General features: G+C 58.7%; 13 protein-coding genes, 1 tRNA gene, 1 CRISPR repeat array and 1 riboswitch. Of the genes, 8 read left to right on the plus strand and 6 right to left on the minus strand.

Features of this window, described 5'->3' with window-relative positions:
* Positions 1–130 precede the first annotated feature (130 nt).
* Positions 131–778, minus strand: coding sequence for a (d)CMP kinase (cmk, locus tag P3M64_RS07455; protein WP_132939342.1), 648 nt, complete (start codon positions 776–778; stop codon positions 131–133).
* Between the two features lie 35 nt (positions 779–813).
* Positions 814–2,157, minus strand: a complete 1,344-nt coding sequence (gene aroA, locus P3M64_RS07460) for a 3-phosphoshikimate 1-carboxyvinyltransferase (protein ID WP_132939492.1) — start codon at positions 2,155–2,157, stop codon at positions 814–816.
* A 307-nt stretch (positions 2,158–2,464) separates the two neighbouring features.
* On the opposite strand from aroA, the gene P3M64_RS07465 reads away from it, so the two are divergent.
* From P3M64_RS07465 to cas2, 6 genes are all read left to right on the plus strand, one after another.
* Positions 2,465–2,881: an FYDLN acid domain-containing protein gene (locus tag P3M64_RS07465; protein ID WP_132939491.1), complete on the plus strand. Its 417-nt coding sequence runs from the start codon at positions 2,465–2,467 to the stop codon at positions 2,879–2,881.
* A gap of 199 nt (positions 2,882–3,080) precedes the next feature.
* Positions 3,081–3,156 (plus strand) — tRNA-Ala (locus P3M64_RS07470).
* Positions 3,157–3,368: 212 nt separating this feature from the next.
* Positions 3,369–3,590 carry a transposase gene (locus tag P3M64_RS07475; RefSeq protein WP_132939341.1) on the plus strand — a complete coding sequence of 74 codons (222 nt, stop codon included), beginning with the start codon at positions 3,369–3,371 and terminating at the stop codon, positions 3,588–3,590.
* A gap of 357 nt (positions 3,591–3,947) precedes the next feature.
* The gene (gene cas9 / locus P3M64_RS07480; protein ID WP_132939340.1) at positions 3,948–7,208 is read left to right on the plus strand and encodes a type II CRISPR RNA-guided endonuclease Cas9; all 3,261 of its coding nucleotides are present in this window, start codon (positions 3,948–3,950) and stop codon (positions 7,206–7,208) included.
* Between the two features lie 13 nt (positions 7,209–7,221).
* The gene (gene cas1 / locus P3M64_RS07485) at positions 7,222–8,154 is read left to right on the plus strand and encodes a type II CRISPR-associated endonuclease Cas1 (RefSeq protein ID WP_165886337.1); all 933 of its coding nucleotides are present in this window, start codon (positions 7,222–7,224) and stop codon (positions 8,152–8,154) included.
* Positions 8,155–8,186: 32 nt separating this feature from the next.
* Positions 8,187–8,492, plus strand: coding sequence for a CRISPR-associated endonuclease Cas2 (gene cas2 / locus P3M64_RS07490; RefSeq protein WP_132939338.1), 306 nt, complete (start codon positions 8,187–8,189; stop codon positions 8,490–8,492).
* A 73-nt stretch (positions 8,493–8,565) separates the two neighbouring features.
* A CRISPR array of direct repeats spans positions 8,566–8,931; the repeat unit is 36 nt; unit sequence AGTGTAGCAGATGCTGATCGGTAAGGCAGCCGTAAC.
* A 99-nt stretch (positions 8,932–9,030) separates the two neighbouring features.
* Here the strand turns inward: cas2 and P3M64_RS07495 are convergent.
* Positions 9,031–9,423: a hypothetical protein gene (locus P3M64_RS07495; protein ID WP_132939337.1), complete on the minus strand. Its 393-nt coding sequence runs from the start codon at positions 9,421–9,423 to the stop codon at positions 9,031–9,033.
* Positions 9,424–9,470: 47 nt separating this feature from the next.
* A riboswitch (SAM-I-IV-variant riboswitch) is annotated at positions 9,471–9,579 on the minus strand.
* 48 nt (positions 9,580–9,627) lie between these two features.
* Positions 9,628–10,035, minus strand: coding sequence for a DUF423 domain-containing protein (locus P3M64_RS07500; protein ID WP_132939336.1), 408 nt, complete (start codon positions 10,033–10,035; stop codon positions 9,628–9,630).
* A 60-nt stretch (positions 10,036–10,095) separates the two neighbouring features.
* Here P3M64_RS07500 and P3M64_RS07505 point away from each other — a divergent pair, with 60 nt between their 5' ends.
* Both P3M64_RS07505 and P3M64_RS07510 read left to right on the plus strand, forming a co-directional pair.
* Positions 10,096–11,352: a GGDEF domain-containing protein gene (locus P3M64_RS07505; protein WP_132939335.1), complete on the plus strand. Its 1,257-nt coding sequence runs from the start codon at positions 10,096–10,098 to the stop codon at positions 11,350–11,352.
* A gap of 101 nt (positions 11,353–11,453) precedes the next feature.
* On the plus strand, positions 11,454–12,035 hold the full coding sequence (locus tag P3M64_RS07510; RefSeq protein WP_132939334.1) for a DUF924 family protein: 582 nt from the start codon (positions 11,454–11,456) through the stop codon (positions 12,033–12,035).
* 38 nt (positions 12,036–12,073) lie between these two features.
* On the opposite strand, the gene P3M64_RS07515 is transcribed toward P3M64_RS07510, so the two are convergent.
* Positions 12,074–12,307, minus strand: coding sequence for a DUF1178 family protein (locus tag P3M64_RS07515; protein WP_132939333.1), 234 nt, complete (start codon positions 12,305–12,307; stop codon positions 12,074–12,076).
* 46 nt (positions 12,308–12,353) lie between these two features.
* Entirely contained in the window at positions 12,354–13,796 is a 1,443-nt protein-coding gene (locus P3M64_RS07520) for a glutamate synthase subunit beta (RefSeq protein WP_243644785.1), read from the minus strand.
* Position 13,797 lies beyond the last annotated feature (1 nt).

Raw genomic sequence — 13,797 nt, forward strand, 5'->3', positions numbered from 1 at the left:
AGCATTTCCTTAAGGTTTTTCACTGTCCTTGCCAGCCGGTTGTGTCCGGCGGTCTCGCAGCTTTGATCACAAATCCCCGGTGCGCCGTACGGTGGCGTCCGCGGGGGGAGAAAGACGGTGCGAGGCCTGATCAGGGCCGCTCACCGACATTTCGGGATTTGATAAAATCGACCGCCGTGGCGAAAACGCGATCGGCGTCCATCGCGCTGGTGTCGATCACCAAAGCATCGGGCGCCGCAACCAGGGGCGAGACGGCACGGGCCTTATCGCGCGCGTCGCGTTCTTCCAAATCCTCAAGAACGCGCGCATATATAGCGCTAAGACCGCGATCAAGCAACTCTTTATAGCGCCGTTTTGCGCGAATTTCCGCCGATGCCGTGACGAAAAGTTTGATTTCGGCATCGGGACAGACCGTGGTCGCGATGTCACGGCCATCCAAAATCGCCCCCTTGGCCGGGGATGGGGGTTGGTGGGCGAAGGTGCGTTGAAAATCCAACAACGCGGCGCGAACCGGCGCAATCGCGGCGACTTTCGACGCCGCCTGCGCCGCCGCGTCGGAACGCAATGCCGGGTTCGACAGTTCATCGGGGCGCAACGCCCGCGCCGCGCGCGCCGCGCCTTCTTCATCGTCGAGATCGCCGTCCGCCGCAACGACTTTCATCCCCACCGCCCGATACAAAAGACCGGTGTCCAAAAGGGCGAAGCCGTAAGCCTCGGCGAGGCGGCGCGCCAGCGTTCCCTTGCCCGCCGCCGCCGGGCCGTCAATCGCGATAATCATAATCGTCCTCCCTTCCGCCCGACCCCTTTCATGGATTATGCCCCCACGATATCCGCGCCCAAGCTGTTCATAAGCGCACAAAATCCGGGGAAACTGGTTTCGATCGGCGTCCCGTCGTCGATCCGCACCGGATCGTCGCAGGCCATGCCCAACACCAGGAACGCCATCGCGATCCGATGATCCAGGCGCGCCTCGATATTGCCGCCGCCGGCCACCCGTCCGCCGCCGGAGAGCACGGCGGCGCCATGCACGCACAGGGTTTCGGCGCCCTCGTCACAGGCCACGCCGCAAGCCTTCAAACCTTCCGCCATGGCGCTCAGGCGGTCGCTTTCCTTGACCCGCAACTCGCCCAGGCCTTCCATCAGCGTGTCGCCCGCGGCGAAGGCCGCGGCGACCGCCAGGATCGGATACTCGTCGATCATCGCCGGGGCGCGTTCGGCGGGCACCGTCACCCCCTTCAACATGCTTGAGCGCACCGAAATATCGCCGACCGGCTCCCCCGCCACGTCGCGTCGGTTGGTCACCTCGATGTCCGCGCCCATCTCGAACAGGGTCTCGACGATACCGGTGCGCAAAGGATTCAAGCCGACGCCACGGACGATAACGTGAGAACCCGGCACGATCAACGCCGCCACAATCACAAAGGCCGCCGACGAAATATCCCCGGCGACCCCGATCACGCAGCCTTCCAGTTCGGGCTGGCCGGTTAGGGCGATTTCGCGCAGGCCCAAGGCGTCGTCGCGAACCGTGACCTCGGCGCCGAAATGGCGCAGCATCAATTCGCTGTGGTCGCGCGTCGGGCGCGGCTCGACGACCTGGGTGACCCCCGGCGTATTCAACCCCGCCAGCAAAATCGCCGACTTGACCTGAGCCGAGGCCATCGGCAAACGGTAGGTAATGGCCAGCGGGTCCCGCGCGCCGTGCTGCGCCAGCGGCAGGCGCGTGCCGTCGCGCGACATGAAACGCGCCCCGATCATTGTCAGGGGGGTTGTCACCCGACCCATCGGACGACCGCGCAAAGAGGCGTCGCCGGTGAAGACGGCGTGCAGGTCGCAGCTCGCCAGAGCGCCCATCAACAATCGACAGGCCGTACCCGAATTGCCCATGTCGAGAACATCGCCCGGCTCCGTGAAACCTCCGACTCCAACGCCGTAAACACGCCAGACGCCATCGTCGCGCCGGGTGATTCGCGCGCCGAGAGCGCTCAACGCGGCGGCCGTGCGCAAAACGTCTTCGCCTTCAAGCAATCCCTCAATCCGGGTTTCGCCGAGCGCCATGGCCCCCAACATCAAGGCGCGATGGGAGATGGATTTATCCCCCGGAACGACGACTTCACCGTGTAATCGGTGGGTTCCACATTCGGTTATCGATCGCGACATCAGCGCAGACACGTCAAGCTCCTTATGGTCAACGTCAAGAGAGCCGCCGTTTTTGCGGGGCGCGTTCGCCTTTAAATAAAGGCGGCTCTTGAACGCGCAACGGGGATGCATTATGTGCACCGGCGCTCTGTACCACGATCGGCGCGCTTGTGGTAGGGGCGTCTTGTATATCGCATATCGAGGCCTTCGATCATCGCCGCGCGAAGACGTTTTTTCGCCGACAGCGCATTTTGCTTTTGACAGAGCGCCCCGATCATGGAAATTAGAAAACTCTTTTATGACCGGTACGCGTGCCCAACCGATCTTTATGGAGGCCACTCAAGTGGACACATCAGCATTAGGCGTAAAACACACCTGTTCCAAGTGTGATGCGCGTTTTTTTGATTTAAACAAAACACCCGCGGTTTGCCCAAAATGCGAAACCACGGTTGAAACCGAAAAAAAACCTCGGGTGCGCCGCGCGGCGAAGGAAACGCCCGCACCGCAACCATCCCCGAAAAAAACCGTGAAAAGCACTCTTCCCAATACGGATTTGGATGACGACGATAATGTCGATATCGGCGACGATGACGATGTCGATGTCGATATCGACGACGATATCGATCTGGACGACGACGACGACGACGACGACGATTTGATGGAGGACGCCTCCGATTTGGGGGGAGACGAGGATGACGATATGTCCGGAATCATCGAACACATCGACGACGACAACGAAAAATAAGAGGACCCCACTTCCGCCATGGCGCCCCTCCGTTTTTGGGGACGCGGCGCGACAGTCGCCCAAAGCGCGGAAGATCATGCGCCGTTCCCACCGCGCGGAGAAAATAAAAAAATAAAATTGGCGTTTTTCCCCTTGCCATCCATCGGGACCGCCGGTACCTTCCGCCACCGCAGACGCCCGTCGTCAAAGGCGTCCCTGTGGGGCCGTAGCTCAGTTGGGAGAGCGCTACAATGGCATTGTAGAGGTCAGGGGTTCGATTCCCCTCGGCTCCACCATCGAAACCCTCTGGGAAACCAGGGGGTTTCGTCCGTTTAGGCCCTTCTCTTCATCACGCACACTTCAATGACCCGCTGCGCCAAAACCGCGCCCGAAGTCGTTAAGCGTCTCAATCACCCTATTCTGATAGTCGATGACCTGCCCCCAAAAAACTGTGTCACCGTGAGCGTGGAAGAGAGTTCTCCGTTAAACTTCACCTACGGAGGACGATATGAAGAAGCGTTTCACAGAAGAGCGGAACATCAACATCCTGAAGGAACAGGAAGCGGGTTTTTCCGTGAAGGAGATCACCCGCCGCCACGAGTTCGCGTCGCGTCACCAGGGATATGCCCCTGGTGACGCGACAAGCACCAACAAAGGGCATTTACAGTGCGGCAAAACTATTTTCGTGAATGAGCCGTCTTGGGGAGCGAGTCAGTCCCATCAAGAATGATTGGAGAGGAGCAACCACACCACCTCCCGTTACGTTACGAAAGGAGGTGATTTAAACGGGATAAATCGTGGCCCCGATTCGCCACACCGCAAAGATTCAAGGGGCATGAACACACTGAAATATTAGAAAAACTTGTGAATCAGGTATACCACACCATAACGTACCAAAATACCAAAAGGAAAGAGGCCGGATTGACCCGACCCCTCATTTTTCGTCATAAAAACTTTATTACGACTGTTGTCCCTTACCGATCAGGATCTGCTACGTTCCCGATAATCTCAATTGTTAATTGACCGCCAAGCAATTGTCAACAACCATGAGGAATATTTATTATATAAGCGTACGATAGGGGAGAATATGAAGAACAACGGCAAAGGGTTCCGATATCGGTTGGGGATTGACGTTGGCGTTGCGTCTCTCGGCATCGCGATTCTTGCTCTTGAAGACGACGCCAACCCATCGACCGGGGAACCCGGCTATGACATTTTGGGCGGCGCCGTGCGCACGTATCCACTGCCCATCGGTGCGGAAGAACGCCGGGGCCAACGCGGCGCGCGGCGCAACACGGAGCGCCTGACGCGACGCCTCGATCGCTTGTCCGAACTGCTGAGCGGTCACGGCGTCGGCTACCCACGCAAGCAAGCGACCAAGGACTTACTCGACCTCTCACCAATAAAGCTCCGAGCCAAGGCGTCGCGGGAAAAGGTTGAACTGCCCCATCTCGCACGCGCGCTGTTGCACATGGCGCGCCATCGCGGCAGCAGCGCCATCCGTGAAGCGGATATCGAACAAGACGACAAAGAAGCCCGGCAGACCGCGGAAGGCATCAAATGCCTACGCCGGGAAATGGAGAATCTGGACTTTACGACTTACGGCCAGTATCTGCGCTGGCGGGAAAAGCAGAATAAACCCATCCGCATCGACCAAACGAAAATGGCCGCCAGCGGGGATGGCTACGCTTTTTATCCCAGCCGCGAAATGTTACGCGAGGAATTTTCAATCATCTGGGGCAAACAGGCTGAGTTTCACCCACAAACCTTGACCGATGCACTCAGGGCGGGGGTCGAAAAAGAACTTTTTTTCCAGCGCTCCATCACCCCGCCCCCACCCGGTGACTGTCCTTTTTTTCCCAATGAAAAACGGCTGCCCAAAACGTCCCGCCTGTTTCAGACCCGCCGCATCTACGAAGCGGTCAATCATCTTCGGTTTTACGACAAGCAAGGCCGCCTCCTACCGTACACACTTGAGCAGCGGGATCGTATCGTCGCGCGTTTGATGGCGGGCGAGGACCTAAGTATAGCCGAAATCAAAAAGGAAATTGGCCTGTCGAGAACCGATAAAGCCCGTGTGGAAGAAAGCGCTGCCGGGCCGAAACCAATCAAAGGTTACCCATTTGACCGAGTATTGTGTGACGAGGTCATTCTCGGAAAGCGTTGGACGCAGTTGTCTTCGGACAAACAGGATGAAATCCTAAACATCTTGGCGACGGAGCATGATGACAGTCTCGCCATCGAAGATATACGGCACGCACTTGGCGGTGACGCGGGGACTGCGTTCAAGATCGTCCAAGCGCCCCTGCCGTCTGGCTACGGCAACATGGGTGCGCGGGCAACGGAAATGATTCTTCAAGAACTCAAAAAAGACGTAGTGCCTGCCCGCGTGGCTCAGGACCGGGCCGGGCTTGTGCATGCCACGTCCCCGGACGGCGTCGTTTACGAACGTTTGCCGTATTACGGTGAAATCCTGGTCGGCCACACCGTAAAACCCATGTGGGAATCGCGCTATAGACGTGAGACCGACACGCCGCCGAATACCGACGCCAATGAGCAACGTTTCGGACGTATCCCCAACCCCGTCGTGCATACGGCGCTTAATCAAATCCGCAAGGTCGTCAACGCCGTTATCAAACGCTACGGCCAGCCGGAAACCATCCACATCGAATTGGCCAGGGACCTTAACAAAAGCGCCGAGGAACGGGATGCCATCACCAAGCGCAATGAAGACAACCGCAAGAAAAACGACGCAATACGAAAAGAATTGACCGCACTAAAGGTCCCCACGGACCGACTGAACATCCAGAAGTACAAACTTTGGGACGAACAAAAAAGCCTATGCGTCTACACCGGAAGAACCATCGAGCTGAGCGATCTTTACGGTGGTGACGCCGACGTGGACCACATCCTGCCGCGCTCCAAGACCTTTTCCGACGCCTTGAACAACAAGGTCGTCTGTTGCCGCGCCGCCAACGCAGATAAAGATAACCGCTCGCCCTACGAGGCATTCGCCGACAATCCCAATTACAATTGGAACGCCATCTTGCGCCGCATCCCAAAGGGCAAGGAATGGCGTTTTAAGGCCGATGCCATGGACAGGTTCAAGGACGAAGAAGGCTTCCGCGCCCGCTACGGCACGGACAATTCCTACATCGCCCGTGTCGCCGCCCAATATTTAAGCTGCCTGTACGGCGAGCCGTCCAAGGTCGTCGCGGTCAGCAGCCACATCGTCGGCCTGCTGCGCGCGAAGTGGGGGTTGCAAAAAATTCTTGGCGGCAAGGATGACGGCAAAAAAGCCCGCGACGACCATCGCCACCACTTCATCGACGCCCTGGTCGCGGCCTGCGCGACCCGGAGCATGGTGCAACGCATCCAGACCGAAGCCAAGCGCTGCGAACGCGAGAAACTCGGCGCGTTCGTCGAAAAAATAACGCCGCCTTTCGGCGATTCCAAGGCATTTTTCAACGCCGCGCGGGACGCGGCGTTGAACCGGGTCACCGTGTCGCGCAAGGCCGATCACGGCGCCGGCGGGCAACTGCACGAGGATACTTTGCTGGGCATTGTCGGGGATGGTCCGGATGACAAAGGCCGCTATATCTGCCGCAAACGCAAAAAATTGACCGACTATGCTTCTCTAGACGCCCTGAACAAGGCGAAAATTGAAAAGACCTTGCCCAACCTCGAAGCAATCACCGTGGCCAAGAAAGACCTCAAAGCGCTCAAGGAATCGCTCAAAAATCTATCCGCCCAGGCTGTTCAAGAGCTAGAAGACGAACGTCAAGCCGCCATAGAGGTCGGGAAAAAAGGCAAAAAAATCACGGCCACCGCCATATATGCGCGGGCGGTCAGGCTGCACGAGGCCAAAGGCGGTAAAGCAACGTTCACCCTTTTCGAGCGCCAAAAATTGGTCAATATCCGCCGCACCCCCGACAACAACCGACCTTACGGCGGATACAAAAGCGGGCGCAACCACCGGGTGGATGTCTACCTGGACGCCAAGGGCAAGGTGAAATGGCAGTTGATTTCCATGCTGCAAGCCAACGACAAGGGCTTCGTTCCCGAAGCAACCCAGCCCGACCACGATCTGTTGTGGTCCGCGCACAAGGAAGACGTGCTTGTGATGGACAATCCCGACAACCTCGCTGAACGCATCCGCGTGACGGTGGCCTGGTTCAGCGAGGGAAAGCTTGTCGTCTGCCCCATCACCGATGCTCGGGACGCCAAAACACGCAAGACGTGGGGGGAAAAAGGCTTGTCCTTTTATGCGCGGCACCGCGCCCAACGAATAGTCACGGATGCGCTGGGCGACATTACGTGGCGCTTTCCCACCTTGCCCAATCCGTAAAGGGGGCCTGATCATGAGTTGGCGCATCATCGACATCACTCAAGACGGGCGCTACCTCCATGCCGAACGCGAATGGCTGGTCATCCGTGAGGAGCAAACGGAAATCGGGCGCGTCCCATTGCCGGACATCCAAAGCGTTCTGGTTCACGCGGGCCACGCCACCTATTCGCACGGCTTGCTGTTGAAACTCTCGGCCCATGATATTCCGTTGGTCATTTGCAACCACCGCCACGAACCGGTGTCCATCTTAGCCCCCCTGTCGTCACATCATTTGCATGCGGGCCGCGCCCGTGCGCAGGCGGAAAGCCCCCTGCCCGTGCGCAAACGCATGTGGCGTGAATTGATCCGCGCGAAAATCGCCGAGCAGGCCCGGACCCTGGCGCCGTTCGATTCCACCGGCGAAGAGGGCTTGAAAAAAATGATCCGCCAGGTCCGCTCCGGCGACCCGGACAACACCGAGGCGCGCGCCGCCCGCTACTATTGGCGGCGGCTATTTGGCAAGGACTTCCAGCGCGACCGCACACGCCCCGGCCTGAACGGTCATTTGAATTACGGCTACACCATATTGCGTTCGGCCTTGGCCCGGGCCGTCGCCGCGTCGGGGCTCGTGCCTTCTTTGGGGGTTGGACATATCAACATGCGCAACAATTTCGCATTGGTTGACGATTTGATCGAACCCTTCCGCCCCCTGGTGGATCGTCTTGTGTACGCACACCGCCACACTTGGGAAGGGGACGTATCCCCAGAGGCCAAAACGCTGCTCGCCGGGATGATGGAACGAACCGTGCGCGCCCAGGATGGAGAAACCGACTTGTTTCGCATCATGGCCCTACTTGTCAACAGTCTGGTCCACCAGTTCGAAGGGCAGGACACAAAACTGGAGCTTCCGGAAAAACTGGAATTTATCTCAAACCCGTCGTTGCCGGGACTGGACGGATATGGATAGCACGATCCACCATGTTATCGGCGTTTAAAATCATGTGGCTTGTCGTTGTGTTTGATCTCCCGGTCGGCACGAAAACCGAACGGCGCCGTGCGTCCGGTTTTCGCAACATGCTGATTGACGAAGGCTTCATGATGAAGCAGTTTTCTGTATACTTGCGCCCATGTCAAAACCGGGCCGCCGCCGAATCTCTTGCGGATCGAATCGGTAAATGCTCACCGCCCGAGGGCGACGTGTCCGTCATGTTTTTTACGGACAAGCAATACGGATTGACCCGCAACTATGCCGGTCGCGCCGAGCTGGAACCGGAGAAAAAACCGGACCAATTCACGCTTTTCTAGGTTGAAAAATTGTATTTTTTTAAAAGAAAACTCACCCTAACGCATTGTTTTAAGGTGAGTTTTCACAATATGGAGTGTAGCAGATGCTGATCGGTAAGGCAGCCGTAACATGATGGACGGCGAAACGTGGCTTGGGGCGAGTGTAGCAGATGCTGATCGGTAAGGCAGCCGTAACGCGATCCGCCAAGCCGCCGATGGCAAGGGCAGTGTAGCAGATGCTGATCGGTAAGGCAGCCGTAACCACGAACTGGGGCACGCCACCGGACACGCTAGTGTAGCAGATGCTGATCGGTAAGGCAGCCGTAACGCGCAAAAACTTGGGCCATAAAAGTCCCCTAGTGTAGCAGATGCTGATCGGTAAGGCAGCCGTAACAGGTCCTCGTGATAGGCGCGATCCTGCCCCAGTGTAGCAGATGCTGATCGGTAAGGCAGCCGTAACGCGAAAAAGGCGTTGGACTGGGTGTCTAACAGTGTAGCAGATGCTGATCGGCACCCAAGCCGCCAGCGGATGAACACGATGTCCTTCGTGTCCTTACGCCTATAGAGCTTGGTCGGACGGCCACGCGCCGGCGATCCGACTCGATAATGGCGACGGGCGCGCGGGCGTTGTGCTTTCAGCGCCGAAAGCACCGTTCATCCAACGCTCCAGGGCCCACTGGCTCGACGCGGCGACCTGATTTCCGGGGTCAACTTTAAGCAAGTGAACCTGAGCCTTGCCGCCAAACGGGGCATGTTCGACCCGGTAGACGTGGGTCCACAGTTCCCCGCCTGCGCGATGTAAGATCACATAAAGGCGCATGTAGCGCAGATGTCTGCGGCGCGGGGCGCGCATCCCTTCGCATAGGCGCACCACAATATCCCCGTCGTGGTGCAGGGGCGCCACTTCGGCGGGGCGGAATTCTTCACAAAAATCATTAACGGCGGCACACATAAAAAAACCTCCTGGGCCATGGCCGAGGAGGACTGACGGAGAGGCTGAATATCCCGTTTGTTTGCCGGTTACAGCCGCATTTCCCTTTTACAAAGGACACCACCTTGCCCGGGAGGCAGGTTGGCGTGGGTGTCAGCCCAACTCTTAATGCTGGACCGAGGCTATGTCCTTAAACTTATTTTGTCAATGGTGCGCAGGCCTCTTTCATGGCTGGGGTCGGGTGCGCATGCGCTTATAGCCAAACCAAGAAAGGATCGCCCACGCCGATATCCAGACGGCTCCACCGACGGGTGCGGCGCCGTTGACGGGCATCGCGCCAAGGGTCGAAAAAAGGTATAACGAGCCCGAAAACAAAACGATACCGAGGGTGAATAGGCTGCCGGCGAGGGTGAGAAGGCGCGAGGCCGGCGCGCGCTCCGCCAACACCGCCACGCCCACCAGCGCCAAGGCATGCCACATATGGTAATTGACGGCGAGCATGAATATACTCCGCATCGCCTCGTCGCCGGCCAAGTCATGCCAGCCGTATGCGCCCAATCCAACCGCCAGGGCGCCGTTCAGCCCTCCGAGGAAAAGCCAGGGTTTTCCGTTCGTCTTTTTTTCGTCGCCCATTCTAACGGACCCTACTCGACCTTTAACGTAATCTTGAAGACTTCTCGGCATCTATAGGCCATGCGCGTAAAAACCATCTTAACAGCTTTAAGCCCGTCGGCGATGATTTTGCTGGGAGGCTTCGTGCTTAGTGCGCATTCGGGATGGGTTTTCCCTCGATTCGCGACGCTGATAACGGCCGGACCGTTCATTCTCGGGGGCGTAATCGGCGTCGTGGCGTTATGGTTCCGCGCCCCCCGCATCATTCTTGCGTGTGCGTTGGTGGTGCTGACGCAGATGATTTTGACACACTTCACGCCGCTTCCGGCGCGTGCGGAAAATCTTGGGGCGGGCGTCATTTATCCGGCCCTAACGATCATCTTTCCCGCGGCGATGATTATTTTTTCGACCCAAGCGCGCGGGCGCATATTCACGGTTGGGGCGCTATGGCGAGGCGCGCTCGTCACGGGGGCGTTAGGCGTCGCCATCGGAATCGAAATCGAAATCGGCGATACCGCGGGCTTGCCCATTAAAAACGTCGAAGCACTTTTGAACGCCAAATTCTTACCGCCCTTTTTCGACGCCTGGACCGTCCTCCCCCAACCGGCGCTCGTCGCCTTCGCGCTTGCCGGGGCGTGGCTGTGTGTGCGCGCCGCGATGAACCGCCATGTCGCGGAGGCGGCGATGGGCATCGCCTTGATCGCCGCCGTCGGCGCGTTTCACCAGGTGGGTCATCCACCACGGGAGGATATTCTATGGTCAAGCGCTCTGGCCATCCTCGGCATCGGCCTTATCCAGGACAGTCACGCCATGGCGTTCATCGACGAGTTGACGGGGCTGGCGGGGCGGCGGGCGCTGACGATGGACATGAACGCCATGGGCGGGCGCTACGCGGCGGCGATGCTGGACGTCGATCACTTTAAAAAATTCAACGACACCTACGGCCACGACACCGGGGATCAGGTGCTGAAAATGGTCGCCTCGAAAATGGCCGCCGTCGGGGGCGGGGGCCGAGCTTATCGCTACGGCGGTGAAGAGTTCACTGTCTTGTTCCCCGCGTCACGCGCCGCCGACGCCCGCCGACATCTGGAGGCGGTGCGCACGGCGATCGCGGAAACCCCATTTCGTATCCGAGCACAAAACCGCCCAAAAAAGAAACCGGGCGCGACGACAAAACAAAAAAAGAAAAAGAGCGCGGATCGCAATGTCACGGTTAGCATCTCGATCGGCCTTGCACACCGCGGCGGCGGCGCGCAAACGCCTCAGGACGTGCTCAAGCGGGCGGATACGGCGCTTTATCGGGCGAAAAAAACCGGGCGCAATCGACTGTGTGTATAAGCTCTCTTCACATTACCCCCCGCCGCCCCTATATCAGCAACCAGACGTTCGCAGAAACGTCGTCAAACAGGAAATTGGCGCAACAGGTAGGGAGGCGTGCGATGAGCCCGCTCGAACAGGCGGATCTGATCCGCAATATCGTGACCTTTTGGTTTGGCGATCCCGGCAGTGACGATTTCGCCGCCCCGCGCAGGCGATGGTTCGTCGCCAATCCGACCTTCGACGATGAAATTCGAAACCGCTTTTCCGAAGTGATTGAACGCGCCCGGACGGGCGCGCTCGATGATATGTACTGCTGTCCGGAAGGGGCGTTGGCGTTGATCTTGGTTTTGGATCAGTTTCCGCGCAACATCCATCGCGGCACGCCGCAGGCCTTCGCCACCGACGCCAAGGCCCGCGCGCTTGCCGCGCGCGCCCTGGACGACGGTTTCGATCGCGCCTTGTTGCCGATGCAGCGCCTGTTCATGTATCTGCCCTTCGAACATAGCGAGGACATCCAGGACCAGCTGCGCGCCGTCGCCCTGATCGACGCCTTGGGCGCGGGTGAGCAGGTCGATTACGCACGTCGCCATTTGGAGATTATCGACCGCTTCGGGCGTTTTCCCCACCGCAACGAAACGCTGGGACGGCCCAGCACCCCGGAGGAAAGGGCTTTTCTGAAACAACCCGGATCGTCTTTTTAACGCAATTAACGCGTTCGAAAATTCATCCGGAGCGCCGGTCAACCCAGGCCGCAGGCTCCCCCCATGCAACCGTTCGGCGCGCCGCAAGGGGCGATGTCGGGAGCGGCGGATTTACCGACGTTAGGGGCGCTCAGGCCTTTTTCGATATCGTGCGACCCGCAGGTCGGGCAGCTTAGGGTCTTGGCGTCGGCCTGGGTCCGGTAGTCGTCGTAATTGTCGAAGGTGTCGCTGTGCTCATGGCCCTTGGCGCAAATCAGCGTGTAGGTAATCATGACGGTTCTCCGTTTCTTTAAAATTCAACCGGTTCGAGCGAAGGCTTCAACGCGGCAAATCGCTGGCGCCCATTAGATATTCGTCGATCGACCGCGCACACTGGCGGCCTTCGCGGATCGCCCACACCACCAACGATTGGCCGCGGCGCATATCACCCGCCGCAAACACCTTATCGACCGAAGTTTTATAGTCGTCCGTATTGCCCGCGACGTTGCCCCGAGCATCCTTAGCGACGCCGAGTTGGGCGATCATGCCGTCGTGCGTCGGATGGACGAAGCCCATCGCAAGCAGAACCAGATCGCATTTTACGGCGAACTCCGAACCGGGGACTTCGTTCATTTTCCACTGCCCGTTTTCATCCATCGCCCATGACACGCGCACGCATTGAGCCTCGGTGAGTTTACCGTCCACGCCGGAAAACGCCTTGGTGGTGACCGCCCACTCGCGGGTGCAACCTTCTTCGTGACTGGTCGAGGTGCGCATCTTGTTGGGCCAGTCGGGCCACGTCGTCATCTTGTCTTCGTTTTCCGGAGGCTTCGGCATGATTTCGATCTGGGTGACGCCGGCGGCGCCCTGGCGGATCGAGGTGCCGACGCAATCGGCCCCGGTGTCGCCGCCGCCGATAACCAGAACGTTTTTCCCCGTGGCGAGAATTTTGGGGACGTCTATGGGTTCCCCGGCAATGCGATAGTTTTGCTGGGTCAGAAAGTCCATCGCGAAATGAACGCCGCCCAGATCGCGCCCGGTCACGGAAAGATCGCGCGGCGCCTCCGAACCGCCGGTCAGGGCGATGGCGTCAAAGTCCTCGAGCAAGCGGGACGCCGGAATATGGTAGCCGATATGCATGTTGGGGCGAAACTCGACCCCTTCGGTCTGCATCTGCGACATCCGCCGGTCGATCAATTTCTTGCTCATCTTGAAATCGGGGATCCCGTAGCGCAACAAACCGCCGATACGGGGATTCTTTTCGAACACCACCACCGAATGGCCGGCGCGGGCCAATTGTTGGGCGCAAGCGAGGCCGGATGGACCGCTGCCGACGACCGCGACCCTTTTGCCGGTATGCTTCAAGGGGACCTGAGGCTTGATCCAGCCTTTCGCCCAGGCCTTATCGACGATGGCGCATTCGATGGTCTTGATGGTCACCGCCTCGGCGGTAAAGTTCAAGGTGCACGCCGCCTCGCACGGGGCGGGGCAAATGCGCCCGGTAAACTCGGGGAAATTATTGGTCGAATGCAGAACCTCGATCGCGGCGCGCCAATCGTCGCGATAGACCAGATCGTTCCAATCGGGGATGATATTCATCACCGGGCAGCCCTGATGGCAATACGGAACGCCGCAATCCATGCAGCGCCCACCCTGCCGGGACAGTTCCTCGTCCTTCAAGGGAACATAAAATTCGCCATAGTGCGCGACGCGTTCCTTGACCGGCGCATAAGCGCGGTCTTGGCGGTCGGTTTCTAGAAATCCGGTTGGTTTACCCATCATT

Origin of the sequence: Varunaivibrio sulfuroxidans, from assembly GCF_029318635.1 — a bacterium.
Taxonomy (GTDB): Bacteria; Pseudomonadota; Alphaproteobacteria; order Rhodospirillales; family Magnetovibrionaceae; genus Varunaivibrio; species Varunaivibrio sulfuroxidans.

Coding starts and splice junctions, on each gene's coding strand:
- cas9 (WP_132939340.1), top strand. CDS start 3,948: ATGAAGAACAACGGCAAAGGGTTCCGATATCGGTTGGGGATTGACGTT.
- P3M64_RS07520 (WP_243644785.1), bottom strand. CDS start 13,796: ATGATGGGTAAACCAACCGGATTTCTAGAAACCGACCGCCAAGACCGC.
- P3M64_RS07510 (WP_132939334.1), top strand. CDS start 11,454: ATGAGCCCGCTCGAACAGGCGGATCTGATCCGCAATATCGTGACCTTT.
- aroA (WP_132939492.1), bottom strand. CDS start 2,157: ATGTCGCGATCGATAACCGAATGTGGAACCCACCGATTACACGGTGAA.
- P3M64_RS07500 (WP_132939336.1), bottom strand. CDS start 10,035: ATGGGCGACGAAAAAAAGACGAACGGAAAACCCTGGCTTTTCCTCGGA.
- cmk (WP_132939342.1), bottom strand. CDS start 778: ATGATTATCGCGATTGACGGCCCGGCGGCGGCGGGCAAGGGAACGCTG.
- P3M64_RS07465 (WP_132939491.1), top strand. CDS start 2,465: ATGGAGGCCACTCAAGTGGACACATCAGCATTAGGCGTAAAACACACC.
- P3M64_RS07515 (WP_132939333.1), bottom strand. CDS start 12,307: ATGATTACCTACACGCTGATTTGCGCCAAGGGCCATGAGCACAGCGAC.
- cas2 (WP_132939338.1), top strand. CDS start 8,187: ATGTGGCTTGTCGTTGTGTTTGATCTCCCGGTCGGCACGAAAACCGAA.
- P3M64_RS07475 (WP_132939341.1), top strand. CDS start 3,369: ATGAAGAAGCGTTTCACAGAAGAGCGGAACATCAACATCCTGAAGGAA.
- P3M64_RS07505 (WP_132939335.1), top strand. CDS start 10,096: ATGCGCGTAAAAACCATCTTAACAGCTTTAAGCCCGTCGGCGATGATT.
- cas1 (WP_165886337.1), top strand. CDS start 7,222: ATGAGTTGGCGCATCATCGACATCACTCAAGACGGGCGCTACCTCCAT.
- P3M64_RS07495 (WP_132939337.1), bottom strand. CDS start 9,423: ATGTGTGCCGCCGTTAATGATTTTTGTGAAGAATTCCGCCCCGCCGAA.